The organism is Halopenitus persicus, from assembly GCF_900107205.1.
GTDB lineage: Archaea > Halobacteriota > Halobacteria > Halobacteriales > Haloferacaceae > Halopenitus > Halopenitus persicus.
In genome coordinates this window covers 389,015-403,290 of sequence record NZ_FNPC01000003.1, presented here as the reverse complement: position 1 = coordinate 403,290, position 14,276 = coordinate 389,015, and the positions used below count along the sequence as shown (strand labels likewise).

The following is a 14,276-nucleotide window of genomic DNA, read 5'->3' as shown; positions in this document are numbered from 1 at the left end:
TCACCGTCGACAACGACGGGTTCGACGTCGTCAAGTTCGCTGACACCTGCCATCGTCGGGGACAGTTCGACGTGTGTGGGGATTGACGAGGTCTGGCAGAACCAGCTTTCCCGATCCGTCGATAACTGTCTCGGCATCCAACTCCCCGTCTTCAGGCTTCGACGGACGCACGTCTATGATCTCACCGTCGTTGACGAGGACAGTTCCGTGCTCGTACAAGTTCCGGTCGGCGTTAACAGTCATCACAAGTGCACCGTGAATGACTGAATCGGGATGGGGCGATGGCATATCTCATACAACAGGAGGGAGAACTGAGACGTTTTTGTCGAGGATGGTCCATCGATTTAAGTTGGCGGTGAAAGAGTTTGGCGACGGGGAGCGTGCGGTTCGCCGCCCCGCTGGGAATCAACGTCGGGATCGACCCGGCTGAAGCGATGCTCGTATTAGGGTTTTGTTGCTGTACGAATGACTGCAACAACGGTCGCAACCGGAGTCAGTATCATCAGTAACGCAAATCACGTAATGGTTATGCTGATTGGCTCAAGCGGCTCGCCACCGTTGTGATGATCACCGCTGGGATCAGTCAACTCTATCTATCAGTTATCGTATACTGATACGGCGATTGAGATGTGCAAGCAATACGGTTCTAATAATAAAATACTGTTGTGGTGAATGCTCCAAAGTGGGAACCGCGGGGCTACTCATAAGCTATTGTTCCGTAGCGTAAGGTGAATGGGTCCGATCACACTATCGAGTGCCATCGATCCGGTATGGGCGGCATTCCTCTCTCCGGAACTCGCGAGCCGTATGCAGTTCGGATGGACGATCTCCGTTCACATCATCTTCGCGTCCCTTTCGATCGGGCTCGCACCGTTTATTATCTACTTTACTTGGAAAGACGTACGGACGAACGAGCTACGGTATGCGCGATTGCGCTCGTTCTGGGTGAAGGTTTTCGCCGCCGGCTTCGTGATGGGTACAGTCACCGGGATTCCGATGAGCTTCCAGTTCGGCACAAACTTCCCACAGTTCGCCGAGGTGGCCGGTGAACTGATCGGCGGCCCGCTGGCCTTCGAAGCGAAGATGGCGTTCTTTTTAGAGGCCGTCTTCCTCGGCGTGTTGCTGTACGGTCGCGACCGCGTCAAGGACCGGACATACGTCATCTCGTCAGTACTCGTCGGCTTCGGTGCCTGGCTGTCGGGGTTCTGGATCTTGATCGTCAACGCCTGGATGCAGACCCCACGGGGCTACGAGATGGTCACCCGCAACGGGATGGAAATCGCCAAACTAACCGACCCGTTCGCCGCGTTCTTCACCCCGCGAATGCCCTGGATGTACGTCCATATGATGAACGCGTCGGTGATCTCGGTCGCACTACTGGTCGCGGGCGTCTCGGCGTACATCGTCTGGAAAAAGCCCGATACTGAAGCCTGGAACACCGCACTCAAGCTGGCTGTCGTACTCCTGATCGTCTCCGCACCGTTCCAGGCGGTCCACGGCGACGCCTACGGCCGCCACGTCGAGGACACCCAGCCACAGAAGTTTGCTGCGATGGAGGCGCACTACGAGACGGGGCAGGCCGATCTACACCTGCTCGCGTTTCCGAAGTCACCTGAAGCACTCACCGATCCGCGAGCCGAGAACCTCGTCACCGTGAGCCTCCCCGCAGTCGGATCGTTTCTCGCCAGTGGCGGGGACTTCGACGCCGAGGTCATCGGGCTGAACGAGTACGAGGAGAACCCCCCTGTAGCACTCGTATTCTGGCCGTTCCGCTTTATGGTCGGGCTCGGGTTCCTGTTTATCGGGCTGGCGCTGTGGGGCGGCTACCTTACGTATCGGGGGCGGTTGTCTGACAGCACACGCTACCTAAAGGCAATGATCGCTGCATCGCCACTAGGCTATGCGGCGTTGCTCACCGGATGGTATGTCACCGAGATTGGCCGCCAGCCGTGGGTCATCCAAGACGAACTCAGGACCAGCGAGGCAGTCTCCTCAACACTAACCGGGACGGAGGCGACACTGACCCTAGTCGGATTCGTCGTCGTCTACGTCGGGTTGTTGCTGACGGCCCTGTACGTCCTGAAGTGGCTCGTCAGGGAGGAACTCCAGGCGCTCGGCGTCCGGGAGTCCAGCGAGGGGGGCTGGCACGGACCGATCCCGGGAGTGAGCGACAATGACTGACCCGTTGTTGCCCGTCGACGCCTACCTCGTCGAGTCACTGCCCGAGATCTGGTTCGGCGCCGTGCTGTTCGCACTGGGAATGTACGTCGTCCTCGACGGGTTCGACTTCGGCATCGGAATGCTGTACGTGACCCGGACGGACGAACACGAGCGGGAGACGTTCCTGTCGGCGTTCGGCCCGGTCTGGGATGCCAACGAGGTGTGGCTCGTCGCCTTCGGGACGATGCTGCTGGCGGCGTTCCCGCGGGTGTACTCCCGCCTCCTCGCGGACAACTATCTGCTCGCAATCGGGTTCGTCCTCGCGTTGGTGTTCCGTGGACTCGGCCCGGAACTTCGCGAGCAGCGCGACGATGAGCAGTGGAAGCGCTACGCCGACTACGCCTTCGTCGGGGGCAGCGTGTTTGCGCCGCTGCTGTTCGGAATGCTCGCCGGCCGCTGGCTGTTCGGCGGGGCGACGCTACCAGTTGTGCTGACTGGTTTCGGCCTGGTCTCCGTTTCGGTCGTCACGGGTGCGGCGTTCCTCGCGGCCAAAACCGATCCCGGCCTAGCGTCGGAACTGCGTACGTACGGCATCGGCGCTACACTGGCATACCTCGGTGGGGTTGTCGTACTGCTGGGAACTGTTGTCCTAACCGACGCGGGTGACGCTGCCGACACGGTACTCTCGCTTCCCGTAGCTGCAGTCGTCGCCCTCTCGGTCGCCGTGGGGCTGAGCGGGAGCGTGCTGGCCAGACGCGGCCAGTACCAGGCCTGGCTGGCGAGCGCGCTGGCGCTCCCCACACTGTTGACGATCCTGGTCGCAATTCCGCTGTACCCGACGATCTATCCGCCGACAGAGCTGCTGGTCAGAGAAGCGGTCGTGTCACCGTTAGCGCTGAACCTCGTGACTGTCCTCGGGTTCCCGGTGCTGCTGCTGGTGCTGTGGTACTTCAAGTTCCTCTACGGGGTATTTAGCGGCCCAATCGAGGATGAGGGCTACGGAGGGTAACCCCACCAACCTCTCGTCGTTCCATTCTGCGCTCAGTACTGGTGACTCTCCGATCGGGGATGTGGACGATATGATGGATTCGCATCTTCGCGATGGGGTATCGCTCTCGGTGTCACACATCACCAGTACCGGCAACTGGAACGCGACCGAGCGGATCGCCACGGATTTCTCATCGGAACACTAGCAGGTGCTGAAAGCGGCAGTCAATCACGTTACTACGAGCGGTTCCAGGAAGTCTCCATCTCCGATCTGGCGTCAATACTCGACGAACCACGTTCCACGGGTCAGTATCGGCTTCGGACTGTCGAGGACCGCATTGTGTCGCAGTTTGTCGAACAAACACTCCATCCGGAGCCACAGGAAGGTATCCATATGCATTGAGACGGCCAGTCTCAACTACCGTCGCCCTCGTTTTAGATATAGCACTATATGATTTATAAGGGCCGTATCGATCACCGATCGTCGTCACGCGACGATCGACGACGATCCACGGGACCGCCGTGTCCCAACACGGTCAACGGATCAACCGCATCAACGCGCTCAGCCCGGACCGGTGCCGCCCCCGACGCCGAAGACGCGACGGCGCGATCGCGCGTGGACAGCCACGAGGACCCGACGGGGGCAACTCACGGACCGCGGGCTTTCGAATGCCCGTCTCGGTCGATCGAGGCCGTTCCGAACCGACGCGGAGAGCGCGTCGTCGATCTCGACGTCTCGCCGTCCCGCTGCTCGGCCGCTCACGGCTGAAACCGACGAAGCCGTCGTCACCGGTCGACGAGTTCGACGAACGCCACGAACTCGCGGAGCGTCGCCTCCCGACGCTGCATCCGGCCCTCGTTCGACCGAGACCCGAGGCGTCCGGAACCCGAGTCGTCCGGAACCCGAGTCGTCCGGAACCCGATCCGGCTCGACCGACGCCGGCTGTTCGAACGCACGAGCGCGACGCGACGAGAGTATCGGAGTGGAGACGTATCACATTATAAATATGGAACCGAAACGACACACCGTTCCGATCCGTGACTCGGCCGACCGTCGCAGATATCGACCGAATCGAATCAACTGAATTAATCCGTATTTATATAATCATCATCCTCATTTTGGAGCCCTAAATATGCGGATCTATTATATATTGGGTGGGAGTTTAGGGTATACTCGTCCGGATAAGAGTCCTTATCCGCACATCAGGGGATACATTGAAGGTATCGCCCCGTGATGGCTTCCATATCGATGAGCACCGAACACGACACCGATCGCACGTCGGTCAAGACGTACGTCCCGACCTATCAGAAGGAGGAGTGGTCGGAACATGCGGAGGAACTCGGGATGTCGCGCAGCGAGTTCGTTCGGACGATGGTGCAGGCCGGACGGCGGGGTTTCGCCGTCGATCCCGGGAGCGATCCGGGGGACGAGGAGGAGACGGCTGATCAGGGCTCTCACCCTGGGGGTGAGGACCTCGAAGACCGCATCCTCGAGGTTCTCGACGAATCGGTCGTTCACTCCTGGGAGGAGCTGCGGGAGGCCGTAACCGAGAACCTCGAGGAGCGATTGGACGCGGTCCTCGAGGACCTGCAGGGACGCGGGCGGGTCCGCTACCGTGGCCGGGACGGGGGGTACGTGTTGGTCGATGAGTAGCGGGACCGAATCCCTCGATCCGGCGGATCCCGTCGGCTACTTCCTCGAGGACCTCACCTACCACGGGAAGACGGACCGCACGAAACGCTCCTACGAGCGCGTGCTGCGGCGCTTCGAGGCGTTCGTGGCCGACCGTCGGGGAACGAACGGCGGCGCCGGAGGAGGCGACGGGAAGGCGAACGCGACCGCGCAGGCGACCCACAGGGACTGTATGGCCTTCGTCCACTCCCTCCGCGGGGATCTCGCCGAGAGCACGGTGGCGACGTACGCGGCGTATCTCCACCGGTATTACACGTATATGACGCAGGTCGGCGCCTTCGAGTCGAACCCGATGACCCTCGTGATGGAGGAGATGGACGAGTCGGTCGACAAGGACCCCGCCCGCCGGGAGATCGACGTCCCGGCGATGCGGGCGTTTCTCGACCGGGTCCGTCATCCGCTCCACCGCGCGGTGATCGTGACGCTGCTCAAGACCGGAATGCGGGTCGGCGAGCTCTGTAACCTCGACCTCCGCGACGTCTCGATGCCCGACTCGCCGGCCGCGTCGGCCTACGAGCTCGGCAGACGGCCGACGCTCGAGTCGCGGCCGGATTCGCTGTACGTGACCGGGGACGCGCGCGTCGGCGAGGAACTCAACGGCGAGATCAGGTCGGCCGCCAACAAGCGCAAGCGGGAGACGGTGATCCCGATCGACGACGAGCTCGAACGCGTGCTCACGGCGTGGCTCGCGGTCCGCCCGGACGCCGTCTCCCCGGCCGAGCCCCTGTTCGTGGGCACCTCGGGGTCGTGGGGGGAACGCCTGGATCCCCAGACCGTCCGGCATATCGTCGAGGAGTACGCCCGGGATCACGGCTGGTACCGGACGGGGGGCGGCGCGAGCGAGAACGTGACGCCCCACTACTTCCGGCACTTCTTCACCACGCACCTCCGGGACCGGACCGGCGACCGGGGCGTCGTGAAGTACCTCCGCGGGGACGTCGCCGAGGACATCATCGACACCTACACCCACAACTGGGGCGACCAGGTCCGAGCGACCTACGAGGCGCACATCTATCGGCTCCTGTGAGCGGCGCCGTCGGATCGGTGCCCGAATTCAGTCGCCACAGATCGGTCGGATTTCGCGCGCGGCCGGTTTTATCCGAACTAATAAATTATATATCGCTATATCAATTCTCGGCGGATCCACGTCTTCAAACGTCGGTCCAGTCGCGGTCGGTGCGAAGGGATTCGGGGGGATGCTCTTGGGGTGACGTGGTGAACCAGCGAGTATGTCCTCGGAACCACGAACGGCGACCACATCGTCGCTTCCGCACTCGCTTTCGGACGTCGATCGAAGCGCGGCACGATATCTTCACGCCGTGCTCGTCCTCTCGGGGGCCGAGTCGGATCGGGCCACGACCGGCGAGCTGCAGGAGCAGCTGAGCGTGTCCCCCGCCAGCGTCACGGAAATGGTGTCGAAGCTCGACGATCGCGGACTGCTCGACCACGAGAAGTACCGGGGAGTGAGGCTCACGGACGAGGGGAAAGCCCTGGCCAGGGAGGCGGGGTGGCGTCTCTGCGTCGTATCGACCTTCTTCGAGTCGGTGTTGGAGGCGACGATCGACGACGAGACGGCGTTCGACATCGGGTTCACGCTGCCGGCGGACGGCGTGTTCCGGCTCGATGACCTCGTCGGCCCGGCTTGTCTCGGTCGGTGCCCCGGATCGAACGACGGTGAGCGGTGTGTGGCGTGAGGTTCCCGCCGAGGATGCGCGTCTCCGGGGATGCGCGTCTCCGGGAATTCGCGTCTCCGGGTTTCGATGACGGCCGATATCGTCCGACCATCACGCCGCGAGGAAACATATTCGCCCGAAGGTTTACCTGCGTTCTCACGACAGTCGCTCGTGTATGGATTTAGGTGAGCCTAAACCATTGATCGGAAACGGGTCAACGACGACACGGATCGGTTCGATCCGGGAGGTGAGCGGACGATGATACGCGAGCACGTCCGCCATCTCCATCACGTGATCGACGACCAATCCCTCCCGATTCGGGGCGCGATAACGGGCGCGGCGTTGCTGTCGCTTCCCCTGTTCGGGACCGGCGTGCGTGCGCTCGGGAGCGCGTTGGAGCTCGGTCAACTCGTCCTCCCGCTGCTGGTGCTGGCGCACGTCCCGGCCGTGATCGCGCTCATCGCTGTTTGGTCGATCGGCTGTGACGTCTGTCGAACGGGGGAATCCGCGTGATGTCGAACGGGGGAATTCGCGTGCCCGTCACCGGTGCCCGGACGGACGGCGGCCCACGGAGGCCGCCGCGAAAGCCACGCCCGCGACCCGATGCCGGACCGAACAGGCACCGCCGATCCCCTGCCGAATCGATTCGCCGACAGGGACATACGTCCGGTTCGAAAACGAGCGGGTAAGATGGGAACGGAACTCGATCTGCGGACCCGGCCGGAGGAGGAACGTCGACGTGCGCTCGTCGACGCGGTGACCGAGGCGGACGCCGGGGAGACGGTCGACGTCGTCGCCGGTGATGACGTCGACGTCCACCTCGTTCGATACCAGATCGAACGCGATCGGAACCTGGCGTGGACGTACGCGGATCCAGACGCGGAACCGCGGAGGCTCACGGTGACCAAAGAGGACCCACTTGACGACGGGGAACTCGGAACGGTCGACGTCCGCGATCTGAAGCCCCAACGGCGACACCAGGTCCTCCTCGCCGCCTTCGACGAACTCGGGAGCGACGAGGGGTTCGTTCTCGTCAACGACCACGACCCCAAACCCCTGTATCACGAGCTGACCTCGATGCACGGCGACGTGGTCGACTGGGAGTACCGAAGCCGCGGATCCGACGGCTGGCGCATCGAGATCGTCAAAACCGGCGAGTCGGACGCCGCCGACGACGACGTCGTCACGCGATACGACGTCCGCGAGATCCCCGAAGCGGAGCGACACCCGACGATCCACCATCGGTACGGGATGATCCCCGAGGGCGGGACGATGGAGCTGATCGCGCCGCACGAACCGCAGCCGCTCCGCGGCGAGTTCCGCCAGCGATACGGCGACGCGTTCGCCTGGGAGGTCGTCGAGGACGAACCGGGTCGCTGTCGCGTCCGTATCACGAAGGGCGACGGTTCCGACGAGGCTGACGGTTCCGACGAGGCTGACGGTTCCAACGAGAATGACGGTTCCGACGAGGACGACGGGATCGAGGTGATCGAGGAGCTTGACGTCCGGGACCTTCCGCCGGCCCAACGCCACGAGCGGATCTTCGAGACGTACGCCGGCCTGGAGGTCGGAACGGGGTTCGTTCTCGTCAACGACCACGACCCCAAACCGCTGTACCATCAGTTCACCGCCGAAGCCGGACCCGAGTTCCGATGGGACTACCGACTGACGGATCCGGGCGAGTTCAGGGTGCTGATCGGCAAGTCGGACGCGGCGGATGCCGAGACGACGAGCGCGGCGCGTCCGACGGATACGGCGGACGTGACGAACGGTGACGGCGCCACGGACCGGAGCCCCACGAACGGCGGCTCCGAAGCGCCGTTCTGACCGTCTCCGACTCCACCGCCGCTCCCGATCGGCAAAACGATCGTCGGGTACGGCGACGGCCGCCGTTCCGGGACCACGCCTTCGAGGTCCGATGCCCGTGCGGTTCGGTGCCGACCGCCGGGACGGCCTCGGTGAGTTTTCGTGCTTCCCGATTCGAAATGACTATGTGTATTTAGGCGGACCTAATCCGTATGAAGACGGACCCGTCGGTCGAATCACCGCCACGGCGTGGCGCATCGTGGCCCGGTGGATCTCGGGACGGAACGGACGACTTCCGTCTCTCCCTTGACCGTAGCGAGGCCGTCACGGTGAGACCATGAGCGGGAACGATCCGACGCCGTCGCACGCCGAGTACGGGTCGCGGCGCGCCGAGGAGGGCCGGCTGGCGTGGCTTCGCGACCCGTCGTTGCTCTCGCTGTGTCTCGCCAGCGTCGGCGTCGTCGTCCTCGCCGGCCTCGTTCAGGTCAGCTTCGGGTCCTATCCGATGTCGATCACGCAAGCCTGGCAGTCGGTCACCGATACCGACGTGCTGTTGGACGCCCGGTGGACGCTCCAGTTTCTCCTTGAGGAGGAGCTGATGCGGACGATCACCGGATTTCAGGGGGCGGAGCTGCCCGAGCTGACCACGGAGACGCTCATCGTCTGGAACATCCGGCTCCCCCGGGTTCTCGTCGCCGCGTTCGTCGGGATGAACCTCGCGGTCTCCGGCGCGATATTCCAGGCGGTCACCCGCAACGAGCTGGCGAGTCCGTACATCCTCGGCGTCTCCTCCGGCGCCGGGCTGTTGATCCTGCTCTCGTTGGTCGTGTTCAGCGGCCTGTCCGCGTTCCTGCCGCTCGTTGCGGCTCTCGGCGGTGCCGTGGCGTTTCTGATCGTGTACGCCATCGCCTGGCAGAACGGCACGAGCCCGGTTCGGCTCGTGCTCGCGGGCGTCATCGTCTCGACGGTGTTCCAGTCCCTGCAGACGGCGCTGTTCTTCTTCGCCGACGACCTCGGCGTCGTCCAGACCGCGATCCAGTGGACGACAGGGTCGCTCACCGGCGTCGGCTGGACGCAGGTCCGGATGGTGCTCCCGTGGACGGTCCTGTCGATGCTGCTTGCGGTGCTCGGCGCACGCCAGATGAACGTCCTGTTGCTGGGCGAGCGAACCGCGAAATCGCTCGGCGTCTCCGTCGAGCGGGTCCGGTTCGGGCTCTCCGGGGTCGCCGTGCTCGCGGCCGCCGCGAGCATCGCGGTGGCGGGCATCGTCAGCTTCGTCGGGCTCATCGTCCCGCATCTGGTGCGGACCGTCGTCGGCAGCAACTACCGGAAGCTCGTCGTCGGCTGTCTGTTCGCCGGACCGGCCCTGATGGTCGGCGCGGACGTCGGTGCACGCCTCGGCCTGCTGGCGATCACGGGATCGAACGGCGGACAGATGCCGGTCGGCATCGTGACCGGTCTCGTGGGCGGGCCGTACTTCCTGTACCTGATGCGAAAGAAACGGGACCTTGGTGAGATCTGATGGACGGTAACACGCAACGCGCGTTGGTTTCGGAAGCGCTGCCCGCTTCGATTTCGGAGGCACTGCGAGCCGTCGTTCCGGAATCGTTGCGAACGAGTCGGTCGGCGACCGCCGACCACGGACACGACGACCGCAACCGTGATGGACACGCACGGGCCGACCGCCGGACGGGAGGTGATGGTGCCGGCGAGCTCGCCGGAACGGAACTCGTCGTCGGCTATCCCGGCGCGGAGACGCCCGTCATCGCGGGCGAAACGGTCGAGATCGAGCCGGGATCGGTGACGGCGCTCATCGGGCCCAACGGCTCGGGCAAGAGTACGCTCCTGAAGACGCTCGCGAACCAGCTCGACGCGGAGGCCGGGTCCGTCCTCGTCGACGGACGCGACGTCCACTCGCTCGACCCCAAGGAGTTGGCCAGGAAGCTGGGGCTGCTCTCCCAGGAGAGCACGTCGCCGAACGGCCTGACCGTCGAGGATCTCGTCTATCACGGCCGGTATCCGCACCGCGGGTTCTTCGAGACGGTCACGACCGCGGACCAGGCGGCCGTGAACCGCGCGATGGAGCTGGCGGGCGTCACCCACCTGCGAACGCGAGAGCTCGGGAGCTTGAGCGGCGGGCAACGGCAACTGGCGTGGATCGCGATGGTTCTTGCACAGGAGACGGACATCCTCCTGCTCGACGAGCCGACGACGTTTCTGGACCCGCACCACCAGCTGGAGGTGATGGAGATCGTGGAGACGCTCCACGACGAGAGCGACGTCACCGTCGTGCTCGTGTTACACGACATCGAACAGGCCGCCAGATACGCCGACCACGTGATCGCGCTCCGTGACGGGGAGGTACGGGCGCGTGGACCACCCGCGGAGGTCGTGACGGAGGACCTGCTCGCGAACGTGTTTCGGATCGAAGCGACGGTCGAAGCGGGGACGAACGGACCGACCGTGACGATGGAGGGGCCGCTCCACGACGATCCGTCGTGACGGCCGGCGATTATGGCGACGACCGTCGGTTAGGGTGAGGGTCGACGGTTATGGCGACGACCGCCGGTTAGGGTGAGGACCGGCGATCGTGGGATCGATCGCCAACGGACGCGCGAACAGTAATGGTTATAAGTTTTTAGGCTAGCCTAAAAATATGGAGCGAGATGCCGACACGAACGATACGGGCTCGACACGCAGGGACGTCCTGAAGTACGGCGGAGCGATCGCCGGGAGCGGGCTGCTTGCCGGCTGTCTGGGCGATGCCGAGTCGGGACCAGTGGGATCCGAAACCGGCGACGGCACGCCGGATGCGACGGCGACCGACACCGCCTCCCCTACCGAGACGAACTCACGGACCGACACGCCGGCGGGGGAAGCGTACACCGTGTCGATGCCGCCCGTCGGCGAGGTGGAGTTCGGGGACGTTCCCGAGACGTGGGCCGCCAACAACGGCAGCTGGGCGGATATGGGGATCGCGCTCGGACAGGCGCCGCCGGAAGCGGTCTACCTCGCGTCGCGATACCACACGCACTACTACGACGACGTTCCGGGCGTGAGCGTCGACGCCGGAGACATCACGTCGTTGTGGGGGGGCGAGCTGTCCGTCGAGGAGTTCCTCGCGCTGAGCGAGGACGTCGACGTGTTCGTGATGGATCCGAACTTCCTGATCGGACGGGCGAAGAACTGGGACCGGGAGGACGTCGACCGGATCGCGTCCACCGGGACGCCGTTCTTCGGCAACAGCATCTTCTCCCGGGGGTACGGATGGCACGACTACGAGTATCTCTCGCTGTACGAGGCGTTCGAGAAGCTCGCCGCGGTGTTCCAGCGTCGGGAGCGATACGAGGCGTTCGAGACGCTTCACCGGGAGTTTCAGGAACGCGTGGCGGAGATCGTCCCACCGGCGGACGACCGGCCCTCCGTCGCCATCATGTGGCCCCAGCCGATCGACGAGCCCACCGCGTTCTCGCCGTATCTCATCGACGAGGGCACGAGCTTCAAACAGTGGCGCGACCTCGGCGTCAAGGACGCGTTCGCGAACACGGACGTCCGGGACTTCCACAGCGACCGGAGCCGGATCGACTACGAGACGCTGCTCGAGATCGACCCCGATATGCTGCTGCTTCGGGGCAACGAGGACAAAACGGCCGCGGAGTTTCGGGACACGGTGGTCTCCTTTATGGAGGACCACCCCGTCGCGAGCAGCCTCACCGCCGTCGAGAACGGGGCGGTCCATCGCGGCGGACCGCTCTATCAGGGTCCGATAACGAACCTCGTGGTGACCGAACGGGCAGCCAGCCAGGCCTACGGGGTCGACGCGGAGCTGTTCGACCGGCAACGCGTCGCGGACATCGTCAACGGCGACGTCGAGTGACCGGCTCGCCGCAACCCGTCTCCCCGTTTCTCGGGCCAGCCTCACTGACGGCTTACCGGACGGATCGACGCGGCACGACGGCGGTTCCGTCGGGTCCGACCGACGGGAAACGGCCGACCGGAACCAGTTAGTGGATGCCGCCGGTACCGGCCGTATCGGCAATGGGTCCGCTCAGCTCGGTCCGGCGGGAAGTCGCAAGTCTCCGGTCGAACGGCCGCGGACCGGTCCTTCTCGCGGTCGCCGGCGGCTGGGGAACGCTGCTGGGCGCGCGTATGATCTATCCCGTTCTGCTGCCGTACCTTCGGGCTGAGTTCGGGTTGAGCCTCACGGTGGCGGGCTTTCTGGTGACGGTGCTCTGGCTCGGGTCGGCGGTCGGCCAACTCCCCGGCGGGATCCTCGCCGATCGGTATAGCGAGCGCCTCGTGATGACCGCCGGTGCGGCCGTCGTCGCCCTCGCGCTGCTCGTGGTCATCGCCGCGCGGACCGCGATCGTGCTCTTCCTCGCCACGGGGCTGGTCGGGCTCGGACAGTCGATGTATCCGATCGCGCGGATCACCATCCTCTCGGACATCTATCCGGACCGCATCGGCAGCGCGCTCGGGGTCACGATGGCCACCGGCGACCTCGGGCAGACGGTGCTGCCGCCGGTTGCCGGGGCGCTCGCCGCCGCGATCGCCTGGCGGGCCGGTCTCGGCTTCCTCGTCCCGGTGCTTGCGGTCGTGGCCGTCGTCCTGTGGGTGACGCTTCCCGCCCGGCCGTCGACCGACAGCGCCGTCGACGACCTCTCGGTCGACAGCGCCCGGTACGTGCTCGGCGAATTGCGGCGGTCGAACATGGCGTTCATCGCGTTCATCCTCTTTCTGTACATCATGATCTGGCAGTCGTTCACCGGGCTGTACCCGACCTATCTCGTCGACGAGAAGGGGCTCACCTCGACGCAGGCGGGGATCCTCTTCAGCGGGTTCTTCGCGGTCGGCGTGGTGGTGAAGCCGGTCGCCGGCGCCGCCTACGACCGGATCGGCGTGCGGCTGTCGCTGATCGTCGTCCTCGTCGGCCCGATCGCGGGGCTCGGGCTGCTCCCCGTCGTCGAGGGGTTCTGGCCGCTGGCCGGGGTCACCGCGCTCGTGAGCACGATGCTGGGATCCGGCGCGATCACCCAGTCGTTCCTCTCGGACGCCATCCCGGCCGACATCCGCGGCACCGGCCTCGGGGTCGTCCGGACCGCCGCGGCGACGTTCGGGGCCCTCGGACCCGTCCTCTTCGGGTCGATCGCCGACCGCGGCTACTTCGATGAGGGTTACCTGCTGTTGGCGGCGATCATGGCGCTCGTCGTGCTGTTGACGCGCCGGCTCCCCGCCGAATAGCGCCGCCGGTTGGCCCGCCGACGGCCGCGCCGGTTGTGGGAGCGCCCGAACAACGTACAAAGGTAAAGTGGCTGTGTTGCGCACACGCTGGTATGGCCGACGAGAGAATCGACGACGTGGACAGGGCGATCCTGTATGCATTACAGGAAGACGCCCGAAACACGTCGTCCGGGGACATCGCGGAACGGACCGGTACCTCCGATAGCACCGTCCGCAAGCGCATCCAGCGGCTCGAATCCGACGGCGTGATCAAGGGGTACAGCGCGAGCGTCGACTATCAGAAATCGGGCTATCCGCTCCGAATGCTGCTCTACTGCACCGCCTCGATATCCGAGCGTGGCGACCTCATTCCCGACGTGCTGGAGATCGACGGCGTCATCTCGGTCCAGGAGCTGGTCACCGGCGAACAGAACCTCCTCGTCACCGCCGTCGGCGAGTCGGACGACGACATCACGCCCGTCGCACAGGAGCTGCTGGACATGGGACTCACCGTTGCCGACGAGGTGCTCGTGCGAACCCACGAGACGACGCCCTTCGGGGAGTTCGATCCCGAGGGTCGGACGGCGGACGACGCCTAACGTGGACCGCCCCGCGTCGCTGTCGCCCCGCCATAATCATAATGTTCTATAATGATTTAATTACGAACTATCTGTGAATATAGATAGATTTAATGGCCGTTCTGTTCTCACTAGTGGATAAGGACGACCAGAAGCGGA

Annotated in this window: 14 protein-coding genes and 1 pseudogene; 13 read left to right on the top strand and 2 right to left on the bottom strand. The window is 64.5% G+C overall.

Annotated elements, in window-relative coordinates; translation table 11 throughout:
- Positions 1-30 precede the first annotated feature (30 nt).
- Positions 31-243 carry an amidohydrolase family protein gene (locus BLV25_RS16690; protein ID WP_143114396.1) on the bottom strand — a complete coding sequence of 71 codons (213 nt, stop codon included), beginning with the start codon at positions 241-243 and terminating at the stop codon, positions 31-33.
- Between the two features lie 489 nt (positions 244-732).
- Here BLV25_RS16690 and BLV25_RS07085 point away from each other — a divergent pair, with 489 nt between their 5' ends.
- The 3 genes and pseudogenes from BLV25_RS07085 to BLV25_RS18135 form a co-directional block, all read left to right on the top strand.
- Complete coding sequence (locus tag BLV25_RS07085) at positions 733-2,181, top strand: cytochrome ubiquinol oxidase subunit I (protein ID WP_092731771.1); 1,449 nt, start codon at positions 733-735, stop codon at positions 2,179-2,181.
- The gene (locus BLV25_RS07080) at positions 2,174-3,169 is read left to right on the top strand and encodes a cytochrome d ubiquinol oxidase subunit II (protein WP_021074107.1); all 996 of its coding nucleotides are present in this window, start codon (positions 2,174-2,176) and stop codon (positions 3,167-3,169) included. Before BLV25_RS07085 ends, BLV25_RS07080 begins: the two co-directional genes overlap by 8 nt.
- A gap of 31 nt (positions 3,170-3,200) precedes the next feature.
- Positions 3,201-3,550 (top strand): annotated as a pseudogene (locus BLV25_RS18135) (helix-turn-helix domain-containing protein); the annotation flags it as partial.
- 383 nt (positions 3,551-3,933) lie between these two features.
- Here the strand turns inward: BLV25_RS18135 and BLV25_RS17315 are convergent.
- The gene (locus BLV25_RS17315; protein ID WP_176819447.1) at positions 3,934-4,104 is read right to left on the bottom strand and encodes a hypothetical protein; all 171 of its coding nucleotides are present in this window, start codon (positions 4,102-4,104) and stop codon (positions 3,934-3,936) included.
- 292 nt (positions 4,105-4,396) lie between these two features.
- On the opposite strand from BLV25_RS17315, the gene BLV25_RS07070 reads away from it, so the two are divergent.
- From BLV25_RS07070 to BLV25_RS07025, 10 genes are all read left to right on the top strand, one after another.
- Positions 4,397-4,801: a DUF5805 domain-containing protein gene (locus BLV25_RS07070; protein ID WP_092731768.1), complete on the top strand. Its 405-nt coding sequence runs from the start codon at positions 4,397-4,399 to the stop codon at positions 4,799-4,801.
- Positions 4,794-5,867 carry a tyrosine-type recombinase/integrase gene (locus BLV25_RS07065; protein WP_021074103.1) on the top strand — a complete coding sequence of 358 codons (1,074 nt, stop codon included), beginning with the start codon at positions 4,794-4,796 and terminating at the stop codon, positions 5,865-5,867. Before BLV25_RS07070 ends, BLV25_RS07065 begins: the two co-directional genes overlap by 8 nt.
- Before the next feature lie 202 nt (positions 5,868-6,069).
- Positions 6,070-6,534, top strand: coding sequence for a metal-dependent transcriptional regulator (locus BLV25_RS07060; protein ID WP_092731765.1), 465 nt, complete (start codon positions 6,070-6,072; stop codon positions 6,532-6,534).
- A gap of 237 nt (positions 6,535-6,771) precedes the next feature.
- On the top strand, positions 6,772-7,026 hold the full coding sequence (locus BLV25_RS07055) for a hypothetical protein (protein ID WP_092731762.1): 255 nt from the start codon (positions 6,772-6,774) through the stop codon (positions 7,024-7,026).
- A 177-nt stretch (positions 7,027-7,203) separates the two neighbouring features.
- The gene (locus tag BLV25_RS07050; RefSeq protein ID WP_092731759.1) at positions 7,204-8,340 is read left to right on the top strand and encodes a DUF2249 domain-containing protein; all 1,137 of its coding nucleotides are present in this window, start codon (positions 7,204-7,206) and stop codon (positions 8,338-8,340) included.
- A 316-nt stretch (positions 8,341-8,656) separates the two neighbouring features.
- Positions 8,657-9,841, top strand: coding sequence for a FecCD family ABC transporter permease (locus tag BLV25_RS07045; RefSeq protein ID WP_092731756.1), 1,185 nt, complete (start codon positions 8,657-8,659; stop codon positions 9,839-9,841).
- Positions 9,841-10,821 (top strand): ABC transporter ATP-binding protein, encoded by a 981-nt coding sequence (locus tag BLV25_RS07040; RefSeq protein WP_092731753.1) that lies wholly within the window; start codon positions 9,841-9,843, stop codon positions 10,819-10,821. Before BLV25_RS07045 ends, BLV25_RS07040 begins: the two co-directional genes overlap by 1 nt.
- 154 nt (positions 10,822-10,975) lie before the next feature.
- Positions 10,976-12,196 carry an ABC transporter substrate-binding protein gene (locus BLV25_RS07035; protein WP_092731750.1) on the top strand — a complete coding sequence of 407 codons (1,221 nt, stop codon included), beginning with the start codon at positions 10,976-10,978 and terminating at the stop codon, positions 12,194-12,196.
- A 161-nt stretch (positions 12,197-12,357) separates the two neighbouring features.
- Complete coding sequence (locus BLV25_RS07030) at positions 12,358-13,560, top strand: MFS transporter (RefSeq protein WP_092731747.1); 1,203 nt, start codon at positions 12,358-12,360, stop codon at positions 13,558-13,560.
- Between the two features lie 92 nt (positions 13,561-13,652).
- The gene (locus BLV25_RS07025; RefSeq protein WP_021074095.1) at positions 13,653-14,138 is read left to right on the top strand and encodes an Lrp/AsnC family transcriptional regulator; all 486 of its coding nucleotides are present in this window, start codon (positions 13,653-13,655) and stop codon (positions 14,136-14,138) included.
- Positions 14,139-14,276: the final 138 nt, after the last annotated feature.

What these genes read in the sequence shown, in the direction of transcription:
- BLV25_RS07060 (WP_092731765.1), top strand. Translation starts at nt 6,070, where the DNA reads ATGTCCTCGGAACCACGAACGGCGACCACATCGTCGCTTCCGCACTCG.
- BLV25_RS07040 (WP_092731753.1), top strand. Translation starts at nt 9,841, where the DNA reads ATGGACGGTAACACGCAACGCGCGTTGGTTTCGGAAGCGCTGCCCGCT.
- BLV25_RS07085 (WP_092731771.1), top strand. Translation starts at nt 733, where the DNA reads ATGGGTCCGATCACACTATCGAGTGCCATCGATCCGGTATGGGCGGCA.
- BLV25_RS07050 (WP_092731759.1), top strand. Translation starts at nt 7,204, where the DNA reads ATGGGAACGGAACTCGATCTGCGGACCCGGCCGGAGGAGGAACGTCGA.
- BLV25_RS07070 (WP_092731768.1), top strand. Translation starts at nt 4,397, where the DNA reads ATGAGCACCGAACACGACACCGATCGCACGTCGGTCAAGACGTACGTC.
- BLV25_RS07045 (WP_092731756.1), top strand. Translation starts at nt 8,657, where the DNA reads ATGAGCGGGAACGATCCGACGCCGTCGCACGCCGAGTACGGGTCGCGG.
- BLV25_RS07025 (WP_021074095.1), top strand. Translation starts at nt 13,653, where the DNA reads ATGGCCGACGAGAGAATCGACGACGTGGACAGGGCGATCCTGTATGCA.
- BLV25_RS07080 (WP_021074107.1), top strand. Translation starts at nt 2,174, where the DNA reads ATGACTGACCCGTTGTTGCCCGTCGACGCCTACCTCGTCGAGTCACTG.
- BLV25_RS07035 (WP_092731750.1), top strand. Translation starts at nt 10,976, where the DNA reads ATGGAGCGAGATGCCGACACGAACGATACGGGCTCGACACGCAGGGAC.
- BLV25_RS07055 (WP_092731762.1), top strand. Translation starts at nt 6,772, where the DNA reads ATGATACGCGAGCACGTCCGCCATCTCCATCACGTGATCGACGACCAA.
- BLV25_RS16690 (WP_143114396.1), bottom strand. Translation starts at nt 243, where the DNA reads ATGACTGTTAACGCCGACCGGAACTTGTACGAGCACGGAACTGTCCTC.
- BLV25_RS07065 (WP_021074103.1), top strand. Translation starts at nt 4,794, where the DNA reads ATGAGTAGCGGGACCGAATCCCTCGATCCGGCGGATCCCGTCGGCTAC.
- BLV25_RS07030 (WP_092731747.1), top strand. Translation starts at nt 12,358, where the DNA reads ATGGGTCCGCTCAGCTCGGTCCGGCGGGAAGTCGCAAGTCTCCGGTCG.